A 20441-nucleotide genomic window follows, 5' to 3' on the forward strand; every position below is an offset into this window, starting at 1 on the left:
TATATATAATTGATACACACATTATATGAAAATAATCAAGCTATTAAAAGAAAGATTGGACAGAAAAACTATTGTGAAAACATTAATACTTATAAGCATATTCTCATTAGCAACAATAGCAGTTTACAGCACACCGTTAAAAGAGTACGCCAACCCTCAAAAATTCAAAGCACTTGTATTCTCACTGAAAAATCAATGGGGTTATTGGACACCGTTGATCTTTATATTGGCTTTCGCAATAAAGTCGGTTATCCCATTCCCATCGTCCATTTTTCCGCTTGTCGGAGGGCTTGTTTTTGGACCATTATATGGTGCCGTATATTCAATAATAGGATCCGTAATTAGTGCAGCTATTGCATATCAGCTATCAAGAAGACTCGGCAGGGACTTTGTATTGAAAGTGCTTGGGACAAAAGCAAAAACACTCGATCGCTTGACAAATGTCCATGGGCTTGAGGTTGTATTGTTTTTTAGAATCGTGCCGTCCCTTCCTTTTGATGTGTTCAATCTCGGTGCCGGTTTATCAAGTATCACATTCTCCGATTTTGTTATCGGAACAGTCATTGGAATGATACCATGGTCTTTTGCATTAAGCTATCTGGGAGATCATTTAATGAATTTTAAGGTAAATTTTGTTTCTCTGCTTTCCTTATTCCTGATCATTGCAATAATTACACTGCCGATTCTTATAAAGAAGTTTTCACACAATTCAAAGAAAAGCTAATCCGGAAAATTCACACCCATATTTTTTTTAACATATTTTTCCGGTTAACAAAAACTTGTTTATGCTATTTTGTAATCATACAAATCAAAAAAAGACATAAAAAACTAATGTAATATGAAAGATATAGAGATTACTAAACATAAGTTAAGATCCGCCGATATGAAGCTTACAGAGGATTGAGATACTTAAAATACTTGAGAATAATCGTAACCATCCAACCGCAATTGATATTTATAAAAGCCTTAAAACAAATCAGCCTGAGGTGTCCTTTACAACCGTTTATAATACGCTTGAACTGCTTACAAAGATTGGAGAAATAAATAAATTGATATTGGATTTCGAGCGTGCTCATTATAATCCGGATGTTAGACAGCACTATCACGCTATTTGTACCGGATGTGGTATCATATCCGATATAGAGCAATCTTTCGATTTATCAATAGATAAAATCAAGGTTCATAAGTTCTCGCAACTTACAGAGTTCCATATAGATTTTTTTGGAATATACGAGAAATGTGCAGATCTTTCAAAAAAAGAAAAGCAGGTTAAGAAACCTGCTTTTTACAGTGCTTAGAGAATATTCTTTATTTACTTTTTTGTGATACTGAAACCAAGTAGTTGGTTATCTCTTTTGCCTCTTTGTCATTTATCCATTTTGGATTCATCTTTTGCATTTTTGCAACGCTTTGTTCCCAGCCTGCACGATCCTTTTTCATGTGAAGCGGCATTTCGTAGCTATGACATTTTGAGCACTTTGTTTTAAAAATTTGCTCCACACCTGCTGATTTCCCTGCACCCATTGCAGGTAGAGATACCAAAGCTACTGCTGCTAACAGCGTTACCAACGATATTATCTTTTTCATGTTTTCACCTCCATTCCATAATATAACTAAGTTACTCCTGCTCACTTTCATTCGTTGTATTTTTTAAAGCCTCTTTCCTTGATAGCCTTATTTTTCCTTCTCTATCTATATCTATAACTTTTACTGTAATCTCATCACCTTCCCTTGCAATATCTTCAACCCTTTTTACCTTATGATCCGCAAGCTGTGATATATGAACAAGCCCTTCAACTCCCGGAAACAGTTCAACAAATGCACCGAAATCCACTACCTTCTTTACCTTGCCTACATACGTTTGGCCTATTTCAGCATCGGTTGTTAATCCTTTTACCATCTTTAATGCTTCCGCCATCATAGCTGTATCGTTTGAAGCTATACGTACCTTGCCGCTGTCATCTACATCTATCTTCACTTTTGTTTTTTCTATGATAGCTTTTATGTTCTTACCTCCAGGCCCGATAAGATCCTTTATCCTTGCGTTCCTTATGTTCATATGAACAATTCTTGGGGCATATTCTGAGATATCTGCCCGCGGTATGGATATGGTTTGCATCATAATATCCAATATATGCAGCCTTGCCGTTCTCGCCTTTTTAAGAGCATCCTGCATGATCGATTCTGTAACGCCCTTTATCTTTATATCCATCTGTATTGAGGTAACACCCTCTTTTGTCCCGGCAACTTTAAAATCCATATCACCAAGATGATCCTCATCCCCGAGTATATCAGTAAGAATAAAATAATTGTCGCTTTCTTTGATAAGTCCCATTGCAACGCCTGCAACAGGGGATTTAATAGGGACCCCACCGTCCATGAGGGAAAGTGTTGCACCGCATACAGTTGCCATTGAAGAAGAACCATTACTTTCAAGTATATCCGATACGATTCTGATAGTATAGGGAAAATCATCCTCAAACGGAATAATCGGAGCTATTGCTCTTTCCGCAAGTGCCCCGTGCCCGATCTCCCTTCTACCGGGACCTCTCAATTGTTTAACTTCACCTACTGAGAATGGCGGGAAATTATAATGAAGCATAAATCGCTTTTTATTTTCACCTCCGATCTCGTCTATAAATTGCACATCATCAAATGTACCGATCGTTGTAACAACAAGTGCCTGCGTTTCGCCTCTTGTAAAAAGAGCCGAACCGTGTGTCCTTGGCAATACGCTGACTTCACATGTTATGGGTCTTACTTCATCTAATTTTCTACCATCGATACGTTTTTGACCGTTTACTATCATGTCTCTAGCTATTGTTGACTGCAGCTTTTCAATGGCCATCTCTACTTCTACCGGTTCATACTTACCATCGGTTGCAAACTCTTCATCTGCTTTTTTAAAAAGTTCCCTCTGTTTCGCCTGTCTTTCCTGTTTTACCTTCGTTGTTAAACTATCTTTCAATACATCCGTATATCTCTCTTGAACAATTTTATACAACTCATCGCTTATGCTGTTATCAATGTAGGTACGTTTTGTTAAATTCAATTCTTTTGCAATTGACTCCTGCAGGTCTATCATGGGCTGCATCATTTTATGGCCAAAAAATATCGCTTTTAAAACATCCTCTTCCGGTACAATACGAGCCCCCCCTTCCACCATAACAACTGCATCTCTGCTTCCTGCTACAATTATATCAAGATCGCTGTTTAAGAGTTGTGCCGGGGTCGGATTTATAATTAGTTCACCGTTGATTCTTCCCACCTCTACCGCTGCGATTGGTCCCGCAAAAGGTATATCGGAGAACATAAGCGCAGACGATGCACCCGTTATAGCTATTATATCCGGATCATTTTCCTGATCTGCCGATATAACCGATGCTATGATCTGTGTTTCGTAATTAAAACCCTTTGGAATAAGAGGTCTGATAGGTCTATCTATCAATCTTGAAGATAAAATCTCTTTCTCTGACGGCCTGCCTTCTCTTTTAAAATATCCGCCTGGAATTCTACCGGCGCCATAAAATCTTTCCTGATATTCAACTGTCAAAGGTAAAAAATCCTGTTTTTCAACCGGCGTATAAGCTGCTACTGCCGTTATCAGGACCACCGTATCTGCATAACCTACCACAGCAGAGCCGTGTGCCTGTTTTGCCATTTTTCCTATTTCTATCGAAAATTCTCTTGATCCGACTTGGACTGTTTTTTTTATTTTCATTTTACTTCCTTAATCCTAACTTATTTATCACTTCCTTATACCTGTCCTCTGAATGCCTTTTTAGATAGGTAAGCAAACTACGTCTCTGGCTTACAATCTTCAATAGACCCCTTCTTGAGTGATGATCTTTTTTATGCACCTTGAAGTGCTCCTCCAAAGAATTTATTCTCCCTGTAAGCAGAGCTATCTGGACCTCCGGCGAACCCGTATCCTGTTCATGCTGTTTATAAGTGTTTATTAACTCTGCTTTCTTTTCCTTTGTTAACGTCATTTTTTCCTCCTGTACTAATTACATTTTTATTATCATTTTTATCAATTTCTTATTTTTTCTTCAAATAATCTACTATCTTTTATATTACTTACAAGTCTTTCCATGGGTATTATAAAACTAAAATCATTATTCTTGCTCATTTGTCCTATTGCATTTGCGGTAAAAGCGTTTTCTAATTTTAATTCACCTATACTAAGCCGTGTCAAATCAGTAACATGGGCATAACAGCCTACAACATCCCCAATCGATTTAGCAAGTGCTCTAATATAAGTTCCTGATGAAACACGCGACGTCAACATTACATAAGGCAAGTTGAATTCATCAATAGCTATATTAAATACTTTTACGACTCTCGGTTTGACATCTATTGCTTCGCCTCTCCTTGCGTATTTGTACAAGGGCATACCTTTAAACTTGACGGCCGAAAACATGGGGGGAAATTGCTCTATTTCACCAATAAAGGATTTTATTGCTTCACCAAATCTTTCTTTCGATATAAACTTATAATCGCCTTCCTTAATTATTTTACCGGTGCTATCCATTGTATCAGTATCCTGACCTAATTTTATAGTAAATCTATATACCTTGTCTTGCTTGATAAAATGATTCGCGAGTTTTGTACTGTTACCGATAAGTATAATGAGTAAACCGGTTGCAATCGGATCGAGTGTGCCTGTATGACCGATTTTTTTTGTTGATAGAAATCCTTTCAAGAGCCTTATAACATCATAAGAGGTTATGCCTTTGGGTTTATCAACCAATATGAGTCCCGAGCGTTCCATTCTATTTTAACCTGTCCGCAATAGCTGTGAATATGCTGTTTTTTACATCAAATAGTATGCCGTCCATCGTGCATCCTGCTGCATTCTTATGCCCGCCGCCGCCAAACACCTGTGCTATGGCCGAAACATCAACATCGTTTTTTGAACGCATACTTATCTTATATTTATTATCATCTACTTCTCTGAACATTGCTGCAACAGCCACGCCGCTTATGGATCTTGGGTAATCTATAAATCCTTCTGCGTCATCCTTTGTCGTACCTGTTGCATGGTACATTTGTCTGGTAAGCTCTATAGAGGCGATTTTACCATTAACAGATAATTCAAGTGTTTTTAACACCATCTCAAGCAGTTTTAGCCTGCCGAGCGATTGATTTTCATAAAGTTTATCCGATATTTCTGTTATGTTAGCGCCATTTTGTATAAGCTCAGATGCTATTTTTAATGTTTTTGCTGTAGTGTTTCTATACCTGAATGAACCCGTATCGTAAATAATGCCGGTTAAAAGAAGAGACGCAATAGTAGTGTCAATTTTTATACCCATTTTACGGAAAAGTGTATAAACGAGTTCTGCTGTTGCAGATGATGCTGGATCAACGATATTGAGATCACCAAACCTTGTGTTAGTCCTATGATGATCTACATTTACAATCATTTTTTTATCCTTCGGTGGGAATTTATCTCCAAGCATATCAATGCTTCCTGCATCAAGAGATAAAACAACATCAAACTTATTATCAGGGATATCTTTACTTACTTCTGATGCAAAAGGCATAAAATCCATATACTTTGGCAGACCGTCAAAATTATGCACAAAAACAGTTTTCCCTGCCGAGTTAAGATAATAATAAAAAGCCAAAGCTGAACCAATCGTATCCGGCTCTGGATTTATGTGTGAAAATATTAAAAACGTTTTTGCATCTTTTATAACTTTACTCAATTCGTTTATAACTTTTTTTTGTATCATGAATGCTTTATGCCTTTTAAGATATTATCTATGTGTTCTCCGTAATCAAGAGATATATCATATTTAAATGAAATTAAAGGAATGGTTTTAACATTCAGATGACACAGGAGTAATTCTTTCCTTATAAAACCCGATGCGCCGTTAAGTAATTTACCCGTATCCTTCTTTACCTTTTCATCGCCTATAACGGTGTAATATACCGTTGCAGCCTTAAAATCACCGGTAACAATAACATCATTTATTGTTATGAATCCTATTCTTGGATCCCTCAGCCTTGTCGTAATAATCCTTATTATTTCCTTTCTTAACACTTCGCCAAATCTTTGTTTCCTGTTAGGTATCATAAATTGTTCTATTCAACAAATGTAAAAATGAATAAAGCCGTTTAAGACTTGGCTACCTGTTCCAAGCGGTAAACCTCGAGTTCATCACCCTTTTTTATATCATTAAAATTGGCTATTCCTACGCCGCACTCCATACCTTTATCAACATTTTTAGCATCTTCTTTAAACCTTTTCAGAGAACCAATCTTACTGTCATAAACAACTACTCCCTCCCTTAATATCCTCGCATTTGCCCCACGTTCTATCTTCCCCTCGGTGACAATGCATCCGGCAACAGTTCCCACCTTGCTTACTTTGAATGTGTCAATGATTTTTGCTCTTCCAAGAATTTTCTCTTTAACCACAGGTTCAAGCATACCCACCAATGCCTTTTTCATATCATCGATAAGATCATAAATGATGTTGTATGTTTTTATTTCGACATTTTGTAGTGAAGCAATATGGCTTGCCTTGGAATCTGGTCTTACATTAAAACCTATAATAATACCATCCGATGCTGATGCAAGCATAACATCACTTTCCGTAATACTGCCTATAGAGGAATGAATTATCTTAATTTTTACATTTTCTCTTGAAAAACCATCAATAGCATCCTTTATTGCACCAAGAGAACCAATGGAATCACATTTGAGTATTATTTTTAATTCCTTTATACTTCCTTCCTCTATCTTCTTATAAATATCCTCAAGCGTAATCTTAATTTTCTTAGCAGGTTGTATAACCTGATGCTGCTGTTTTCGATACTCTACAATCTTTTTTGCGGTATCCTCATCATCGACGCTAAAAATAGTTTCACCGACCTCCGGAAATGAATCGAATCCTATGATCTCTACAGGCGTTGATGGAGCAGCATAAGCCATTATGTTCCCCTTTTCATCAAGCAATGCCCTTACTTTGTTGTAGTTATTCCCGTATACAACATAATTGCCCTTCTTAATGGTCCCTTCCCTGATAATGGCTGAGACAATCACACCAAGCCCTTTATCCATACGAGTTTCTATAATAATACCTTTTGCATTCTTATCCGGATTGGCTTTCAGTTCCATGATTTCTGCCTGTAAAAGTATAAGCTCTAAAAGTTCATTAATCCCTTTCTTGTTTTTTGCAGAGATCATTGCGAAAAGGGTATTACCTCCCCATTGTTCAGGAACAAGTCCTTTATCGGATAACTGCTGCATAACTTTCTGAGGCTGGGCTTCAGGTTTATCTATCTTATTTATCGCAACAATTATAGGAACGGATGCTGCATTAGCATGATCTATTGCCTCAAGTGTCTGAGGCATAGCACCATCATCCGCAGCTACAACAAGTATGACGAGGTCAGTTACTTTTGCTCCTCTTGCCCGCATTGCCGTAAAAGCCTCATGTCCCGGTGTATCAAGAAATGTTACCTGCTTATTATCAATCGTTACTTTATACGCACCTATGCTCTGAGTTATTCCACCAGCCTCACCGCCTGCTACGTTTGTTGATCTTATCGCGTCCAGCAAGGTTGTTTTCCCATGATCAACATGCCCCATAACAGTTACAACGGGTGGCCTCGGTTTCGATTTTTCCGGAGCATCGGTTTCGTTTTTGAATACATCTTCAGGAGAAATCTCCTGCTTAATACTGACATCAAAGCCCATATCCTTAACGATCAGCGATGCTGTATCGGCATCTATAATATCATTTATGTTTGCCATTATTCCGAGTGTTATAAGTCGTTTTATAATTTCTGTGGCTTTTATGCCCATTAATTGGGATAGATTTGATACCGTAATACTTCTCTCTATGTTTATCGCTTTAGGCTGCTTTAAAATCTCTTTCGCCTTTTTTATCGTGTGTTGCTGCTGCATTTTTTTGCTTTGTGAATCTCTTCTCTTCGACTGCCCTTTTTGTCCGTATTCTTTGACAGGGATTACTTCCGGCAAAGGTTCTGGCGTTAATTCAACAGGCTCATCAAGTAGCTTAATCTCTTCTGCTATATCAGGCTCCGATCTGGAAAGAAGTTTTCTTTTTATGAAGATGCCTCCCTTCTCCGATTTTATTTTACCCTTGATTGTTTTGTAGCCATCATTAATCCCAGCTTCCGTACCTTCATTTCTACCGGTAACAGACGTGTCTTGGTTTAAACCTGATTGAGTTTGTAGCGTAACATCATTATCCCGGGGCAGGACTGAAATCGTTGAGTCGTCTTTGATCTCTACCATTTTATCTTCAGTTACTGCCGATTCGCTAACAGCCGTTTTAGGCTGGATCTCATCATGATCCACATGATGTTCTATCGTAACTTCATGTTTCACATTTTCCGGCACTTCTTCTCTATTACTAGAGGATACCTCTTCCTGACCATGTTGTTTAACAGCGGTAAGACTTTCAAAGGTCATACTTCCCTGTATTGCCGGCTCAGCATCTATTTTTCTTTCAGTAACGGCCGTTTCTTCCGTAGCGGCCTCTTTCTTTTTTCTAAGTATGGTTTTTGGTTTTTGAGGAGTTACATTAGCCGTGTTTTGAGCACTCACCGCTGCCGATATAGTGCCGGGTTTCTTATGTGTTGATTTTTTTAATTTCTCCTCATCCTCCTCATTCACTGAACTGTTATGTGATTTTAAAGACACTCCAAGTTCTTTTAACTTATTTATAACATCCGATGATGTCAAACCCATTTCCTTTGCTATTTCATGAACTCTTTTTTTCATCTTTCCTCTTTTATACAATCATACTATGAATGACTTTCAGCAGCAACGGTACCATTGTCATTTTTAATATTTTCACCGCGTTTTTTTATCTCTACATCCGCCATATCTTTTAGTTGTCTTGCATTTTTTTCATCAAATCCGGGCACTTTCATTAAAACTTCCAATGGCGATTCCGAGATCTCTTTAACAGACTTAATCCCATAACCGTACAATAGCTCCGCTGTTTTACTGCTTATTGAATTAAATTCTGAAAACGCCTGTTTAGCCTTTTCTTTTATTTCATTAATATTCGTTTCACCTTTTATGTCTATCTTCCATCCGGTTAGCTTTGCGGCAAGCCTTACATTTACGCCTTTTCTGCCTATAGCTATTGATAATTGATCATCCGGTACAATAATTTCTATATATCTTTCTGCTTCATCAAAAGAAACCCCGCTTATCTTTGCAGGTGCAAGTGCATTCATTACATATTTTGCATGATCGTGCGTCCATGCGATAATATCTATTTTTTCACCTCTCAACTCCTGAACAATATTCTGAACCCTTGCCCCTCTCATCCCTACACATGCACCAACCGCATCAACATCATTATTCTTTGAGAAAACTGCTATCTTTGCTTTATTCCCCGGCTCCCTTGCAACACCTTTAACTTCAACAACGCCTTCTGCAATTTCAGGAACCTCTAAAATAAACAGCTTCACCAGAAATTGATCATGAGTTCTTGAGAAGAATATTTTAGGTCCCTTGTTGGTCATTCTTATTTCCTGCACGTACACCTTAATCTTGTCTCCTACCCTGAAGTTTTCTTTCGGCAGTTGATCCGCAGGCAACAAGACCCCGTCCGTTTTGCCAAGATCCAATATTATCGCCCTCCCTTCAAACCTCCTGATAGTCCCATAGACAACTTCGCCTTTCTTAGATTTAAATTCCTTATAAACAACTTCCTTTTCAGCCTCGTTTATTCTTTGTAATATCACCTGTTTTGCAGCCTGGGCAGATATCCTTCCAAACTTGGATGTATCCATCTTTATCCCTACACTATCACCGATCTGAGCATCCGGATCCATTGCAATTGCTTCATCAATGGTCAACTGTATATCCCTGTTCGTAATATCGCTTACAACCTCTTTGAATTCGTATACCTCTATCTCTCCAAGTTCCGGATTAAACCTTGCTTCTATATCTGTGTTATACTTTATCGTTTTTTTAGCGGCGCTTATCATAGCAGCTTCCAATGCATTCAATATAATGTCCTTATCTATGCTTTTATCATGTTCAAGCTGTTCAATAATCTTTAAAAGTTCTGATTGCATAATTCGCTCCTATATCTTGAAGGTCAAATTGGCTTTTTTTACAATACCGTAAGGCACTTTTAACTCTATGCCGTTTACATCTACTATAATATCACCATTTGTTATTCCCCTAAGGGTGCCTTCTATAACAACCATATCATTAACAGGCTTTCTTGTAATAACCCTTATATCCCTGCCTGCAAATTTAATATATTCACTCTCCTTTTTTAGCTCTCTTGTAAGCCCTGGAGACGAAACTTCAAGCGTGTAAGCAAAGTGTATCGGTACGTATACATCTATCAAGCTGCTAAGTATATTGCTTGCTTTTGCACAATCATCGGCATTAACAATCCCTTTCTTATCAATAAATACACGAAGTACATTCCCAGATTTTTCTCTCTGGTATTCTACATCTATCACCTCATAACCTGCTTTTATAAGGTTTTCAGAGGCAATTTTAAAAACATCTTCTGCTATATTTTTATATTTATCCATTTTATTTATGCGATAAACAAAAAAGTGGGAATAATCCCACTTTTTTTTATTTCTAACATCTTATCCTTACTTTTTCAAGTATTTTTACAATTTCTGTTACATCAACTTTATATCCTATATCTACAACTATTTAATAAAGCTCAAAAATTATGTAAATACAACTATTTTTTTATATATCATGCCTTTATTCAAAAGTATATACTTTTTAGAATCTTAATGAACTATCCTGCGGCAAACAACAGGTGGTTTTCGAGTTAAGATTCGGGAGTCTTGATAAGAAGATGTCTTGACATCTTTATTAATAAAAATAATCATTAATCATATGAAAAGAATTGCCGAGCATTTTAAAGACCTTTACAGATACAGGGCACTCATAAGTGCACTTGTGATAAGGGGCTTAAAAGCAAGATACAGGGGCTCTGTACTTGGCTTTTTCTGGACATTCATAAACCCATTTTTATTAATGCTGGTTTATGTGTTTGTTTTCAAGGTATTAATGAAAAACGGGATGAAGAATTATTCCGTATTCCTTTTTGCAGGGCTTTTACCATGGACATGGTTTTCTACAGCACTTACAGACGGCGTTAATTCTATTGTAAGCGGTTCTAATCTCATAACTAAAGTGCTTTTCCCACCCCAGGTATTACCCACGGTATCCGTGCTCGTAAACATGATGAACTATATTTTCAGCCTACCGCTTTTATTTTTATTCATTTTTATTTTAAGAATGAACATCGGTATTTCCATAATAGCCGTCATCCCCGTCATCATTATACAGTTGATATTAACAGAGGGGCTTGTGCTCATAATTGCAGCTATAAACGTTTATTTCCGGGATCTCCAGCAGATCGTGAGTAATTTCTTATTGCTCGGATTTTTTGTAACACCCATAATCTATCAGCTTACACAGGTCCCTTCAAGGTATTTATTCATTTTATACACAAACCCTATGACCTTGTTGGTTCGTTCTTATCAATGGATTTTCTATTACGACACCTCCCCTAACTGGCTACATCTGTCTTATTTACTGGCTGCCTCCTTTATCGTGCTTTTTACAGGCGTGTACATATTTGAAAAGCTCAAAGAGGCATTCCCGGAGTTTATATGAACGATGCGGTTGTATTGGAGCATGTAGAAAAGCATTTCAAAAAGTATGCCTTAAAAAGAAATTACTCGAGTTTCAAGGAGCGTCTTGTACATTTTAACTGGTTTGAGAAAAACCCGAACAGAGAATATCTTGAGGTCCTTGAGGATATAAATCTATCTATAAAAAAGGGGTCAACATTTGGTCTGGTCGGCAGTAATGGCTCCGGTAAGAGTACAATTCTTAAACTTATAGCAGGGATATACAAACCGGATAGGGGTAAAGTGCTGGTAAACGGCAGGGTTTCCACCCTGATAGAGGTTGGTGCAGGCTTCCATCCAGAGTTTACTGGAAGGGAAAACATCTTTATAAACGGCATTATACTCGGTCTTCCAAAAAAAGAGATTAAAAAAAGATTTGATCAGATCGTTTCATTCGCAGAGCTCGAGGATTTTATAGACGCACCTGTCAGAACATACTCAACAGGCATGTATATGCGATTGGGATTTTCAGTAGCTGTAAATGTGGATCCCGATATACTCTTAATAGACGAGGTACTGGCTGTAGGTGACGAGTCATTCCAGAAAAAATGTATTGATAAGATCACGGATTTTCGTAATAGAGGCAAAACAATGATCATAGTCTCACACAGTATGGGTATGATTCAACAACTGTGTGATGACGCGGTATGGGTGCACAGCAGAGGCATATTCAAAGGCAGAACGGTTGATGAAACGGTACACGCATACCAGTCCGACCGGAAAACATAACGCTTTCCCGCACTGATAGATACTGTTTACAGTATTGTTTTTTTTGGCAAACAAACCACTTTGCTATGATCATATTCAATTGCCATTTAAAACAGCCTTTTTCCTTTCAATCTCATTATCCTGCTCCGATTTAAGCAATTGAAATAATAAATCTGATATCTGCCCGGGTAATGTGGAGAGCTTTCTACCTGTTGCAATGGCATAATGGTAAACATGGGTTACCTTCTCGAGGAGTTCTGCATTCCTAAATGCCTTTTCTATGGTTGTCCCAAGGCTAAGTGCACCATGGTTTTGCAGGATATAACAATTACACCTGTTTTTTAGTTTCGCTTTGATATTATCAACAAGCTCCTGACTGCCCGACATCCCGTATGGAATTATATCAATGCGATCTCCAATATTCATCACAACCTCATCAAACAACGCAGGTATTGGTTCATCAATTAACGCAAATACACTTGCGAAGGTTTGATGCGTATGAATAACGGCATTCACGTCTGGCCTGTTTTTATAAACCGATAAATGGGCATTCGTTTCAATAGAATGTCTATACTGCCCCTCGACAAGGGATGAATCGAAATCCACAACACATATATCATCCGGATTAAGACTCATATATTCTCTGCTTGACGGCGTTATTGCAATAAGTTTTTCCCCCTCTATCAACATAGAGACATTACCACCAGTACCAATATTATAGCCTTTTTTAAAGATAAGTTGGCTGTATTTCAACACATCGTTTTTGTATTTATCATATTTACCCATAATATTTACCCATTAACCGGTTTTATGGTTCAAAGATCACCCTTGATTCTGCATTCGCAATTATGTCCTTCGGGTAAAACCACTGGGGGTGCACCTGATTGTTTATCCACAGATTTACCTGATCCCCGTAATGCTTTGGCGGATTATTAGGATCAGGTCCCATGCCCGATTCTCCGCCAGGAAGGACATTATATCCGATAATATCGCCTGGCTTCATCTCAACGGAGAACCTGATCGCTGGTCCGCTGCCATACGTATAATTTGTGTAAAAATTTGTTGATTGGTTATTGCCCATCTCAAACCCGAACGTCCCGGGATCAACAGAGAACATGCTACCTGGTCTTGGATAGCCTTTCCCGTTATTTGGAAGGTTTAAGTTCTGGTATAGATTGTGTGCCGCAAGGTTAAGAAGATCAGAGAAGGTCAGAGTGTGCAGCTTGCCCCACTCCCATTGAGACATGTCAGTCGTTCCAAAGCTCGTTGGTGTGCTATTTCCAGAGTTGGGTGAAATAGAAAGATCGGTTATACCCTCCAAAAGGCTTTTTATCATGATCTGATCGGGGTTTCCTACAGTAAATGTAAAACCTGTGCCCGACGCTGTAAGTGCATCAAACAGTGTACTCTGCCTTTCCGATGGCGAGTACGTTGCACACTGCGTTGGATGCTCAAGCATTGTCAATAATGTGTTGATGATGATATCGTCGTTAACTGCCCTGTCCTGCCCTATTGCCCGCATCTTGTCATAAAAGATATTGTAAAACAGCCTTTGCACGAATGCTTCAAATATGGACGTCGCAATGCTGTTGTTTATGTCCTGCGTTGTTGCCGACTGGGATAATCCTGTGGGTGTGTCATACGGGTGTGTACCGGTTGTCCATTCGCTAAGATAATTCATTGCGGTTGCTATTTGCGGATTCGATGTAACGGTAGGTGTGCTTGCCATATCACTATATGCCTTTTGCAAGAACGGCAGTATCCGTAATGCATAAGTATCCGTATGATCAGCCTGTATAGTATTCTGTACATAAGCAAGATCTATGACCGGCTTACCTGCTTCTATATCTTTATCTATCTCCTGTGCCCTGAACCCGGGATCAAAGAACCCTCCAAGATAATATGGATTATCAAGCGGTTCGTTATTGTAAGTAACGCCGGCAGGATCTTCATTTGCCGTTGCAATATAGCCCTGTGCGGGGTTTTCCGTGAACGGTACTGCTGATGTCGGTACCATGCTGCCTATCCAGTAAAAATTAGAATCCGTGCCTGGCAGCATAATGTAAGGCGGATAAGTGAAATCACTGAACTGTAATCCGCTCGGCAGGGCGTTTGTTGTATAGCTGAATGTATACGGGCCCCTTATCGGGATTGCACTCTGATCCGTCAAGTATATATTGCCGTATATATCGGCATAAACAAAGTTCTGCCCGCCTACCTTAAAATAGCTTTGAGCTGTTATAAACTGGGCAAGGTTTTGCGCCTGGTCAATATCATAGAATGCCTGAATCTCGTTTGACTGCATCATCATGCCTGTCCATGTAAATGCAATGGCTGATGTTGATCCAGGTGCGTAGCTGCCCGTATATATTGGCATTGTGCCGTGTCCCGGTATCGTAACATAATACATATCATATGTGCCTGTTGTTACTTTTCCGCCATTTAACGGGCCCCCAAAATTGAATGTTACAGCCACGGTTTGTATTGGATAGGAGATGCCGTTATACACGACCGAATCAGGATTGCCCGTTTTAACAGTTTCCTGATAAACATCTATAACATCGGACGGAAATACTGTATCACCCCATGCGATATAGTCATTGTGTCCTATTATTACACCCGGTGCCATAGGGAATACAACGCCAATGGTATTGATGTTCCCATTACCCATGGCCTCTGTATTGACATGGACTTCGTAAAAGATCGGCGGATTATAAAGCGGCAGGTGCGTGTCATTTGCAAGAATTGCATAGCCATCCTTTGTCAGACCCGGACTGATTACCCAGTTGTTACTGCCGATCTGACCTGCGCTGCGGTGCTTGTATAAAAAGCCAAAAGGACCGTTTTGTAATGATTCATAAAACGACTCTGCACCCTGTAAAGCATTCTGGTTTACCTGCAAAGGCTGGAAAGCCGCGTTGTTTTGTATACCCGATGTAGACATCGTATTGAGTGTGTTATACGACAAATAAGAGAATGTCGTAGAGGTTGCATATGAAAACGGATTTGGCAACGGCACTGCGGGTGCCTTTGCAGCGGGCTCTGAACGGGCAAAATCGTATGCAATGCCTGAAAAATGGCTCTCGCCTTGATCGGATGAAGTGGATGTGAATGTAGTAACAGCAGCGTTTAAGTAATGCGTTGCATGGATCTTTGTGCCCTCATTTTCCTCCGTAAGACTGTAGGACTCAAACTTACCAAATGCTATGATATCCTGCGGGGTGAACGGCTTTATGTCGGAAATGGTTATACCCAGAAGCGCACTTGAATATTCTGCAGGCAGGACATTTGCATTTGGATTTGCCTGAACTTGTTGAGCAAGCTGGCTCAGGTAGAAATTTATTCCATTGCAAAATGATTGAAGTATACCCTTCAGATCCCGAGGTGTCTGGGCATAAACAATCTGTGCGATTGTATAATAGCCCATCATTCTCGAATGTATGTCCTCGTTTAATGCTTGCTCGCCAAAATATTCCGTTAACGTACCGTCCGCTATATGTCTGAACATGTCCATCTCAAACAGCCTGTCCGATGCCTCTGCATAGCCCTGGGCAAACGCGACATCAGTCATGGTTCTGCCGTATATGTGCGGTATGCCATAAGTATCCCTTATAATCTCAACAGGGTATTGTAAATCACCCGGTGCCACATTAATGGTTTGATTTACTGTTAGTGCTGTAAATGGGTCGTTAGGCCCTATCGATACACCTCCACCGTTAAGACCTGTTGTAGCGCTGCTTACACCCTTTGAGCAATTATTTACAAGCAATAATCCGGCAATCGAGAGAACCAATAGAATTAGCTTTACATTTTTGTATAAATCCTTTTTTGCACAATACATTTATTTTTCTCCTTTTTATCAGCTTTGATAAAGCCCTAATTAGAATTCCGGCTAAACAGTCAATGGTATAGATATAAGTTACAATAATTATAAAGTGCAGGCAAGTTTTTTTAAAAGCTATTCTAAACAATACTCCTGTCAACTAAATTGAAAAGGTAATTTTGTAACATGTTATTCCCTCCAAGTATCGGGGTACGGTGTAAATTCCGACTGGAATCCGGAAAATCCTTGCAGTACGCGATTTGGGGAATCGCCCTGTTTTGAGCGATCAAGGCACCAATAACAAAAATAGTTTATCAGCACAAAAAATGCATTTAATAAATCAGAATTGCGTTTTGCTGGTTATAGAATACAGAAGCTTTTGTGCATAAGGTTTATCTGTCATAACCCATCCTGCACGATACGACGGGTTTTTGGAATTCAACACCTCTTCAAGAACCTTTTTTGCATCATTGTATTTACCCTGGCTTATATAAACCTTTGCCATTGTTGTCAAAGGCATTGTATAATTGGGGTCTATTTTTAAAGCCTTTTTTGCATATTCAATTGATTTAGAACTGCTTCCCCCAAACGCCCATGGCAGTTCATAATATAATTCAGAATACGCCTCTAAAACGAAAGTCGATTCCGGGTTTAATCTATATGCCTTGCTAAGGTATAACAAAAACTTGGGCAGTATATCAAGTGCTTCTATAAAATTTTTATTGCGTGCTATTTTACCTATATTCCCGGCATACCAGAAATACCCCTCAGAACCATTCGGGTTGATTGCGATTGCCTTTTTTGCAGCAGCAGCCCCTTTTTCATAATCCTTTATTGCATCCGTATGTGTCAGATTTGCGAAGTCTCCCATTATAAGGTATGTCATAGCTGTTTTATAATAGGCGGTATACAATACATGGGATGAACTGCTCTCCTTTGTAATCCGATTATACATATCAATTGATTTCTGCAAGTTTGTTATATCCTTATCATAATTATCAAATAGTGCATTTGCCTGTTTAATTGTATCATGTCTGATTGCCTTGTGAGAGGCATTTACAGGAGATGCAAAAAATACGGCCAATAATATAAACCTGTACAACATTAACCTTTACTCAATCCCTTTTTTCAATACGCAGCAGTTTTTTTTTAATGTTAACCCCGGGACCGTAGCCGCCAATAGAGCCATCCGTCCTTATAACCCTGTGACACGGAATGATTATAGGTACAGGATTTTTACCGAGTGCATTACCAACAGCCCTAACGGCATTCTTGTTCTTTATCGCAGACGCAAGCTGTGAATAGGTGATCAGATCACCGTACCCGACTTTCTTAACCGCATTTAATACACGTTTTGTAAAATCGGGCAAAATACGAATATCCACAGGCACGGAGAATGTTTTAAGCTTTCCCTGCTCATAGAGTTCAAGTTCTTTTACCGTTTTTTTTAAAATAGGGTTTGATGAAGTAACCGGCTTAACCTTCTTCTTTAAGAAAGAGATTCTCCGGATCCCTTTGTCAGAGGCGGTGATTCCGACATATCCTATAACAGTCATTCTAATAATTGCTGTGTTCATATATAATTTAAAATAATCTGTTCTGAGGTGGTTCTCTATCCCCGCTAACAATGCCGATACTGCCATAAACACCGTCATACCCTGGCGTCAGATTAACATTGCCATTTCTTACATGCATAATACCTGCTGCGATTTCTTCAGGCAGCAGTTTTTTAAGTTCATTCACAGGAAGATCCAGCAGGATGTCCATTTCACTTACTCCTTTATCAATAGCCGTATCGTATATCTTTTCTATCTTTTTAGTATTTACTCCAACAGACAATATAAATGACATGATCTCTTTTAATGGAATAGTGTGCCTAAACGGTATCGCATCCTGCGGAATAAAACCTTCGTTACGAGTTGCGAGCCTTAACACCCTGTTCATCACGCCGATGGTTAAAGGTTTATGACAAACAGGACATATACCATCATACCGTACCGTCTGCTCAGGCGAAAGACTGATATTACAAGCCCTGTGACCGTCAAAGTGATACTTACCCTCTTCAGGATAGAATTCTATCGTAAAAAGAAACCTCTTTTTATCCTTGCTTTTTACGGCATCGGTAACAGCATCATAATCCATTTCACATTCAAATACGTTTGCCTCCCTTCCAAGTTTATCGGGTGAATGAGCATCCGAGTTAGAAACGAGCGTGATCCCGTCAAGGGATTTAACACGCCAGTTCATCGGAGGATCAGACGATAAACCCGTTTCTATTGCATAGATATTTTTTGTCTGTTCGTCGAAACATTCCTCGATGGAATCAAATCCCGAGTTTGAGCCAAATACAGAATACCATGGTGTCCATGCGTGTGCGGGAATGATCATGCATCTGTCGGAAATGTCCATAGTAAGTTTTACAAGATCCTTTGCATTAAAACCAAATATGGGTCTGCCATCATAATCGAGTCTGCCAAAGCTTAAAAGTGCATGATTTATTTTTTCAACGACATTAAAAGACGGGGCAAGAATTATGTTATGAACGCGTCTCGTTTTACCCTTATACGTATAGATATTACTTATCTCTGTAGAAAGAATGAAGTTAATACCATCACTTGCTGCGTTTGGTTCAAGAATACCATTACCGGGTTCCACCAATTTATTTTTAAGTTCTTTCAAGTATGCCGGATGCGTAAAATCACCGGTCCCTACAAGGTTAATGCCTTTTCTTTTTGCCCAGTAAGCGATGTTATTAACATCCATGCTCTTACTCGTCGCCCTGCTGTATTTTGAATGAACATGCAGATCAGCTATGATCTTCATCATTAACCCAAACAATGCATTTGAAAAAAGATGGAATACTGTGAGGTGAGCGTGGGGCATAAATCCAAAGGATGGGCCATCCATCCAACAAGGTCTACAACGAATATTTGCCTATAGAATAAAATAAGCTGTCTGCATATAAACCCCGTCAAAAAAGCAGAAAAAATTAGACATAATTTTATAATGAATTCATAACCTATTAAACAAACTATATAGAGTAGAGTTTCTAACGGGGTAAACATACATAGGACATTATAATGATATATAATAAAAATTCAAGTATATTTTATGAGCTGTCAAATAAAAATTAAAGGTGCACACCCAAAGAAAATAGAATCGTCTCGTTAACTGTACAAACCCTCTTATTTTTCATACGCATTTTTTTGGGTTAATGATTGACTATTTTTATTTCTTCACCGCACCTGTCGCATTTTGTACCTTTAAGCCCTTTTATCTTTAACGAATAACCGATGCGCTCAATAAGAATGTTCCCGCATTTAGGGCAAAAAGTTGTATCCGTCTTTGAATCAACGACATTACCCATATACACATAGTTCAATTTCTTTTTTGCATATTTATAAGCGAATTCAAGTGTTTCATTAGGTGTTGGCGGTGCATCGAGTTTGTAAGAAGGAAAGTATCTTGAAAAATGAAGTATCGTGTCTTTACCGAGTGATGCAACATAATCAACAAGTGCTTTGATTTTTTCTTCGTCGGTATTGTATCCGGTTACAAGCAGGTTTGTTAATTCAACATGAACACCGCTTTTTATCGCATACTCAATTGTGTTCTTTACGGGCTCAAGTTTGCCTTTGCACACCAATTTATAAAAATCATCTTCTATTGCCTTCAAATCTATATTCATAGCGTCAATATACGGTATCAATTCTTCAAGCGGCTCTATATTTACAAATCCGTTTGTTATAAGAACATTCTTCATGTCCTTTTCACGAAAATATCTCGCAGTATCATAAACAAATTCAAACCATATAAACGGCTCATTATATGTATATGCAATCCCGATTGAATCCATCTTTTTCGCGTATTCGTACAATTGCTCTTTTGTCGTTTCATGAGTCGACACATTGCCTTCAACGAGCTCCCAATTCTGGCAGAACATACAATTAAAGCTGCATCCAAGTGCTCCAACAGATAAGATGGATGAACCTGGATAGAAATGATACAAAGGTTTCTTTTCAATTGGATCAAGATGTATAGAACTCACCGTATTATACGTTGTTGCATAAAGCACACCGCGTTCATTGATCCTTATACCGCATACGCCTCTATGCCCTTCTCCAATCAGACAATCATACGGGCATAACTCACATCTCACCTTTTTATTTTCTTTTTTTACATAGTATCGTGCCTCTATCTTCATTGTTTACTCCATCAATTAATGCTTTAAA

Annotated in this window: 19 protein-coding genes; 4 read left to right on the forward strand and 15 right to left on the reverse strand. The window is 38.7% G+C overall.

All coding sequences use genetic code 11. The annotated features are described in order from the left end of the window. Positions 1-25 precede the first annotated feature (25 nt). Both M1381_06955 and M1381_06960 read left to right on the forward strand, forming a co-directional pair. A complete protein-coding gene (locus tag M1381_06955; protein ID MCL4478819.1) occupies positions 26-724 on the forward strand; it encodes a TVP38/TMEM64 family protein in 699 nt (232 codons plus the stop codon). Positions 725-953: 229 nt separating this feature from the next. Continuing rightward, positions 954-1298, forward strand: a complete 345-nt coding sequence (locus tag M1381_06960) for a transcriptional repressor (protein ID MCL4478820.1) — start codon at positions 954-956, stop codon at positions 1296-1298. A gap of 10 nt (positions 1299-1308) precedes the next feature. Here the strand turns inward: M1381_06960 and M1381_06965 are convergent, their stop codons facing one another. Genes M1381_06965 through M1381_07005 form a run of 9 tightly spaced genes read right to left on the reverse strand, consistent with a single transcriptional unit; the run spans position 1309 to position 10553 of the window. Beyond that, positions 1309-1587 (reverse strand): hypothetical protein, encoded by a 279-nt coding sequence (locus tag M1381_06965; protein ID MCL4478821.1) that lies wholly within the window; start codon positions 1585-1587, stop codon positions 1309-1311. A 31-nt stretch (positions 1588-1618) separates the two neighbouring features. After that, a complete protein-coding gene (gene pnp / locus M1381_06970; protein ID MCL4478822.1) occupies positions 1619-3721 on the reverse strand; it encodes a polyribonucleotide nucleotidyltransferase in 2103 nt (700 codons plus the stop codon). A gap of 1 nt (position 3722) precedes the next feature. After that, the gene (gene rpsO / locus M1381_06975) at positions 3723-3992 is read right to left on the reverse strand and encodes a 30S ribosomal protein S15 (GenBank protein ID MCL4478823.1); all 270 of its coding nucleotides are present in this window, start codon (positions 3990-3992) and stop codon (positions 3723-3725) included. 41 nt (positions 3993-4033) lie between these two features. After that, complete coding sequence (gene truB, locus M1381_06980; protein ID MCL4478824.1) at positions 4034-4774, reverse strand: tRNA pseudouridine(55) synthase TruB; 741 nt, start codon at positions 4772-4774, stop codon at positions 4034-4036. A 1-nt stretch (position 4775) separates the two neighbouring features. Beyond that, positions 4776-5741 (reverse strand): bifunctional oligoribonuclease/PAP phosphatase NrnA, encoded by a 966-nt coding sequence (locus M1381_06985; GenBank protein MCL4478825.1) that lies wholly within the window; start codon positions 5739-5741, stop codon positions 4776-4778. Continuing rightward, positions 5738-6085: a 30S ribosome-binding factor RbfA gene (gene rbfA / locus M1381_06990; protein ID MCL4478826.1), complete on the reverse strand. Its 348-nt coding sequence runs from the start codon at positions 6083-6085 to the stop codon at positions 5738-5740. Before rbfA ends, M1381_06985 begins: the two co-directional genes overlap by 4 nt. 41 nt (positions 6086-6126) lie before the next feature. Further along, positions 6127-8766, reverse strand: coding sequence for a translation initiation factor IF-2 (infB, locus tag M1381_06995; protein ID MCL4478827.1), 2640 nt, complete (start codon positions 8764-8766; stop codon positions 6127-6129). 23 nt (positions 8767-8789) lie between these two features. Next, complete coding sequence (gene nusA, locus M1381_07000; protein ID MCL4478828.1) at positions 8790-10079, reverse strand: transcription termination factor NusA; 1290 nt, start codon at positions 10077-10079, stop codon at positions 8790-8792. Between the two features lie 9 nt (positions 10080-10088). After that, positions 10089-10553: a ribosome maturation factor RimP gene (locus tag M1381_07005; GenBank protein ID MCL4478829.1), complete on the reverse strand. Its 465-nt coding sequence runs from the start codon at positions 10551-10553 to the stop codon at positions 10089-10091. Positions 10554-10875: 322 nt separating this feature from the next. On the opposite strand from M1381_07005, the gene M1381_07010 reads away from it, so the two are divergent. Next, positions 10876-11661: an ABC transporter permease gene (locus M1381_07010; GenBank protein ID MCL4478830.1), complete on the forward strand. Its 786-nt coding sequence runs from the start codon at positions 10876-10878 to the stop codon at positions 11659-11661. After that, the gene (locus tag M1381_07015; GenBank protein MCL4478831.1) at positions 11658-12407 is read left to right on the forward strand and encodes an ABC transporter ATP-binding protein; all 750 of its coding nucleotides are present in this window, start codon (positions 11658-11660) and stop codon (positions 12405-12407) included. Before M1381_07010 ends, M1381_07015 begins: the two co-directional genes overlap by 4 nt. Before the next feature lie 75 nt (positions 12408-12482). On the opposite strand, the gene M1381_07020 is transcribed toward M1381_07015, so the two are convergent. The 6 genes from M1381_07020 to amrS all read right to left on the reverse strand — a co-directional run bounded on the left by M1381_07020 (position 12483) and on the right by amrS (position 20413). Then, positions 12483-13172: a class II aldolase/adducin family protein gene (locus M1381_07020; protein ID MCL4478832.1), complete on the reverse strand. Its 690-nt coding sequence runs from the start codon at positions 13170-13172 to the stop codon at positions 12483-12485. Between the two features lie 22 nt (positions 13173-13194). Beyond that, the gene (locus tag M1381_07025) at positions 13195-16227 is read right to left on the reverse strand and encodes a penicillin acylase family protein (protein MCL4478833.1); all 3033 of its coding nucleotides are present in this window, start codon (positions 16225-16227) and stop codon (positions 13195-13197) included. Positions 16228-16549: 322 nt separating this feature from the next. Continuing rightward, positions 16550-17293, reverse strand: coding sequence for a tetratricopeptide repeat protein (locus M1381_07030; protein MCL4478834.1), 744 nt, complete (start codon positions 17291-17293; stop codon positions 16550-16552). A gap of 31 nt (positions 17294-17324) precedes the next feature. Continuing rightward, positions 17325-17786 carry a methylated-DNA--[protein]-cysteine S-methyltransferase gene (locus M1381_07035; protein ID MCL4478835.1) on the reverse strand — a complete coding sequence of 154 codons (462 nt, stop codon included), beginning with the start codon at positions 17784-17786 and terminating at the stop codon, positions 17325-17327. A gap of 7 nt (positions 17787-17793) precedes the next feature. Beyond that, on the reverse strand, positions 17794-19032 hold the full coding sequence (locus M1381_07040; GenBank protein ID MCL4478836.1) for an endonuclease Q family protein: 1239 nt from the start codon (positions 19030-19032) through the stop codon (positions 17794-17796). A 388-nt stretch (positions 19033-19420) separates the two neighbouring features. After that, positions 19421-20413, reverse strand: a complete 993-nt coding sequence (gene amrS, locus M1381_07045) for an AmmeMemoRadiSam system radical SAM enzyme (protein ID MCL4478837.1) — start codon at positions 20411-20413, stop codon at positions 19421-19423. Positions 20414-20441 lie beyond the last annotated feature (28 nt).

The sequence above is a fragment of the Deltaproteobacteria bacterium genome, assembly GCA_023382265.1.
GTDB lineage: Bacteria > JAMCPX01 > JAMCPX01 > JAMCPX01 > JAMCPX01 > JAMCPX01.

What these genes read in the sequence shown, in the direction of transcription:
- infB (MCL4478827.1), bottom strand. Translation starts at nt 8,766, where the DNA reads ATGAAAAAAAGAGTTCATGAAATAGCAAAGGAAATGGGTTTGACATCA.
- truB (MCL4478824.1), bottom strand. Translation starts at nt 4,774, where the DNA reads ATGGAACGCTCGGGACTCATATTGGTTGATAAACCCAAAGGCATAACC.
- M1381_07040 (MCL4478836.1), bottom strand. Translation starts at nt 19,032, where the DNA reads ATGAAGATCATAGCTGATCTGCATGTTCATTCAAAATACAGCAGGGCG.
- rbfA (MCL4478826.1), bottom strand. Translation starts at nt 6,085, where the DNA reads ATGATACCTAACAGGAAACAAAGATTTGGCGAAGTGTTAAGAAAGGAA.
- M1381_06955 (MCL4478819.1), top strand. Translation starts at nt 26, where the DNA reads ATGAAAATAATCAAGCTATTAAAAGAAAGATTGGACAGAAAAACTATT.
- M1381_07005 (MCL4478829.1), bottom strand. Translation starts at nt 10,553, where the DNA reads ATGGATAAATATAAAAATATAGCAGAAGATGTTTTTAAAATTGCCTCT.
- M1381_07015 (MCL4478831.1), top strand. Translation starts at nt 11,658, where the DNA reads ATGAACGATGCGGTTGTATTGGAGCATGTAGAAAAGCATTTCAAAAAG.
- M1381_07035 (MCL4478835.1), bottom strand. Translation starts at nt 17,786, where the DNA reads ATGAACACAGCAATTATTAGAATGACTGTTATAGGATATGTCGGAATC.
- rpsO (MCL4478823.1), bottom strand. Translation starts at nt 3,992, where the DNA reads ATGACGTTAACAAAGGAAAAGAAAGCAGAGTTAATAAACACTTATAAA.
- M1381_06965 (MCL4478821.1), bottom strand. Translation starts at nt 1,587, where the DNA reads ATGAAAAAGATAATATCGTTGGTAACGCTGTTAGCAGCAGTAGCTTTG.
- nusA (MCL4478828.1), bottom strand. Translation starts at nt 10,079, where the DNA reads ATGCAATCAGAACTTTTAAAGATTATTGAACAGCTTGAACATGATAAA.
- M1381_06985 (MCL4478825.1), bottom strand. Translation starts at nt 5,741, where the DNA reads ATGATACAAAAAAAAGTTATAAACGAATTGAGTAAAGTTATAAAAGAT.
- M1381_07010 (MCL4478830.1), top strand. Translation starts at nt 10,876, where the DNA reads ATGAAAAGAATTGCCGAGCATTTTAAAGACCTTTACAGATACAGGGCA.
- pnp (MCL4478822.1), bottom strand. Translation starts at nt 3,721, where the DNA reads ATGAAAATAAAAAAAACAGTCCAAGTCGGATCAAGAGAATTTTCGATA.
- M1381_07025 (MCL4478833.1), bottom strand. Translation starts at nt 16,227, where the DNA reads ATGTATTGTGCAAAAAAGGATTTATACAAAAATGTAAAGCTAATTCTA.
- amrS (MCL4478837.1), bottom strand. Translation starts at nt 20,413, where the DNA reads ATGAAGATAGAGGCACGATACTATGTAAAAAAAGAAAATAAAAAGGTG.
- M1381_07020 (MCL4478832.1), bottom strand. Translation starts at nt 13,172, where the DNA reads ATGGGTAAATATGATAAATACAAAAACGATGTGTTGAAATACAGCCAA.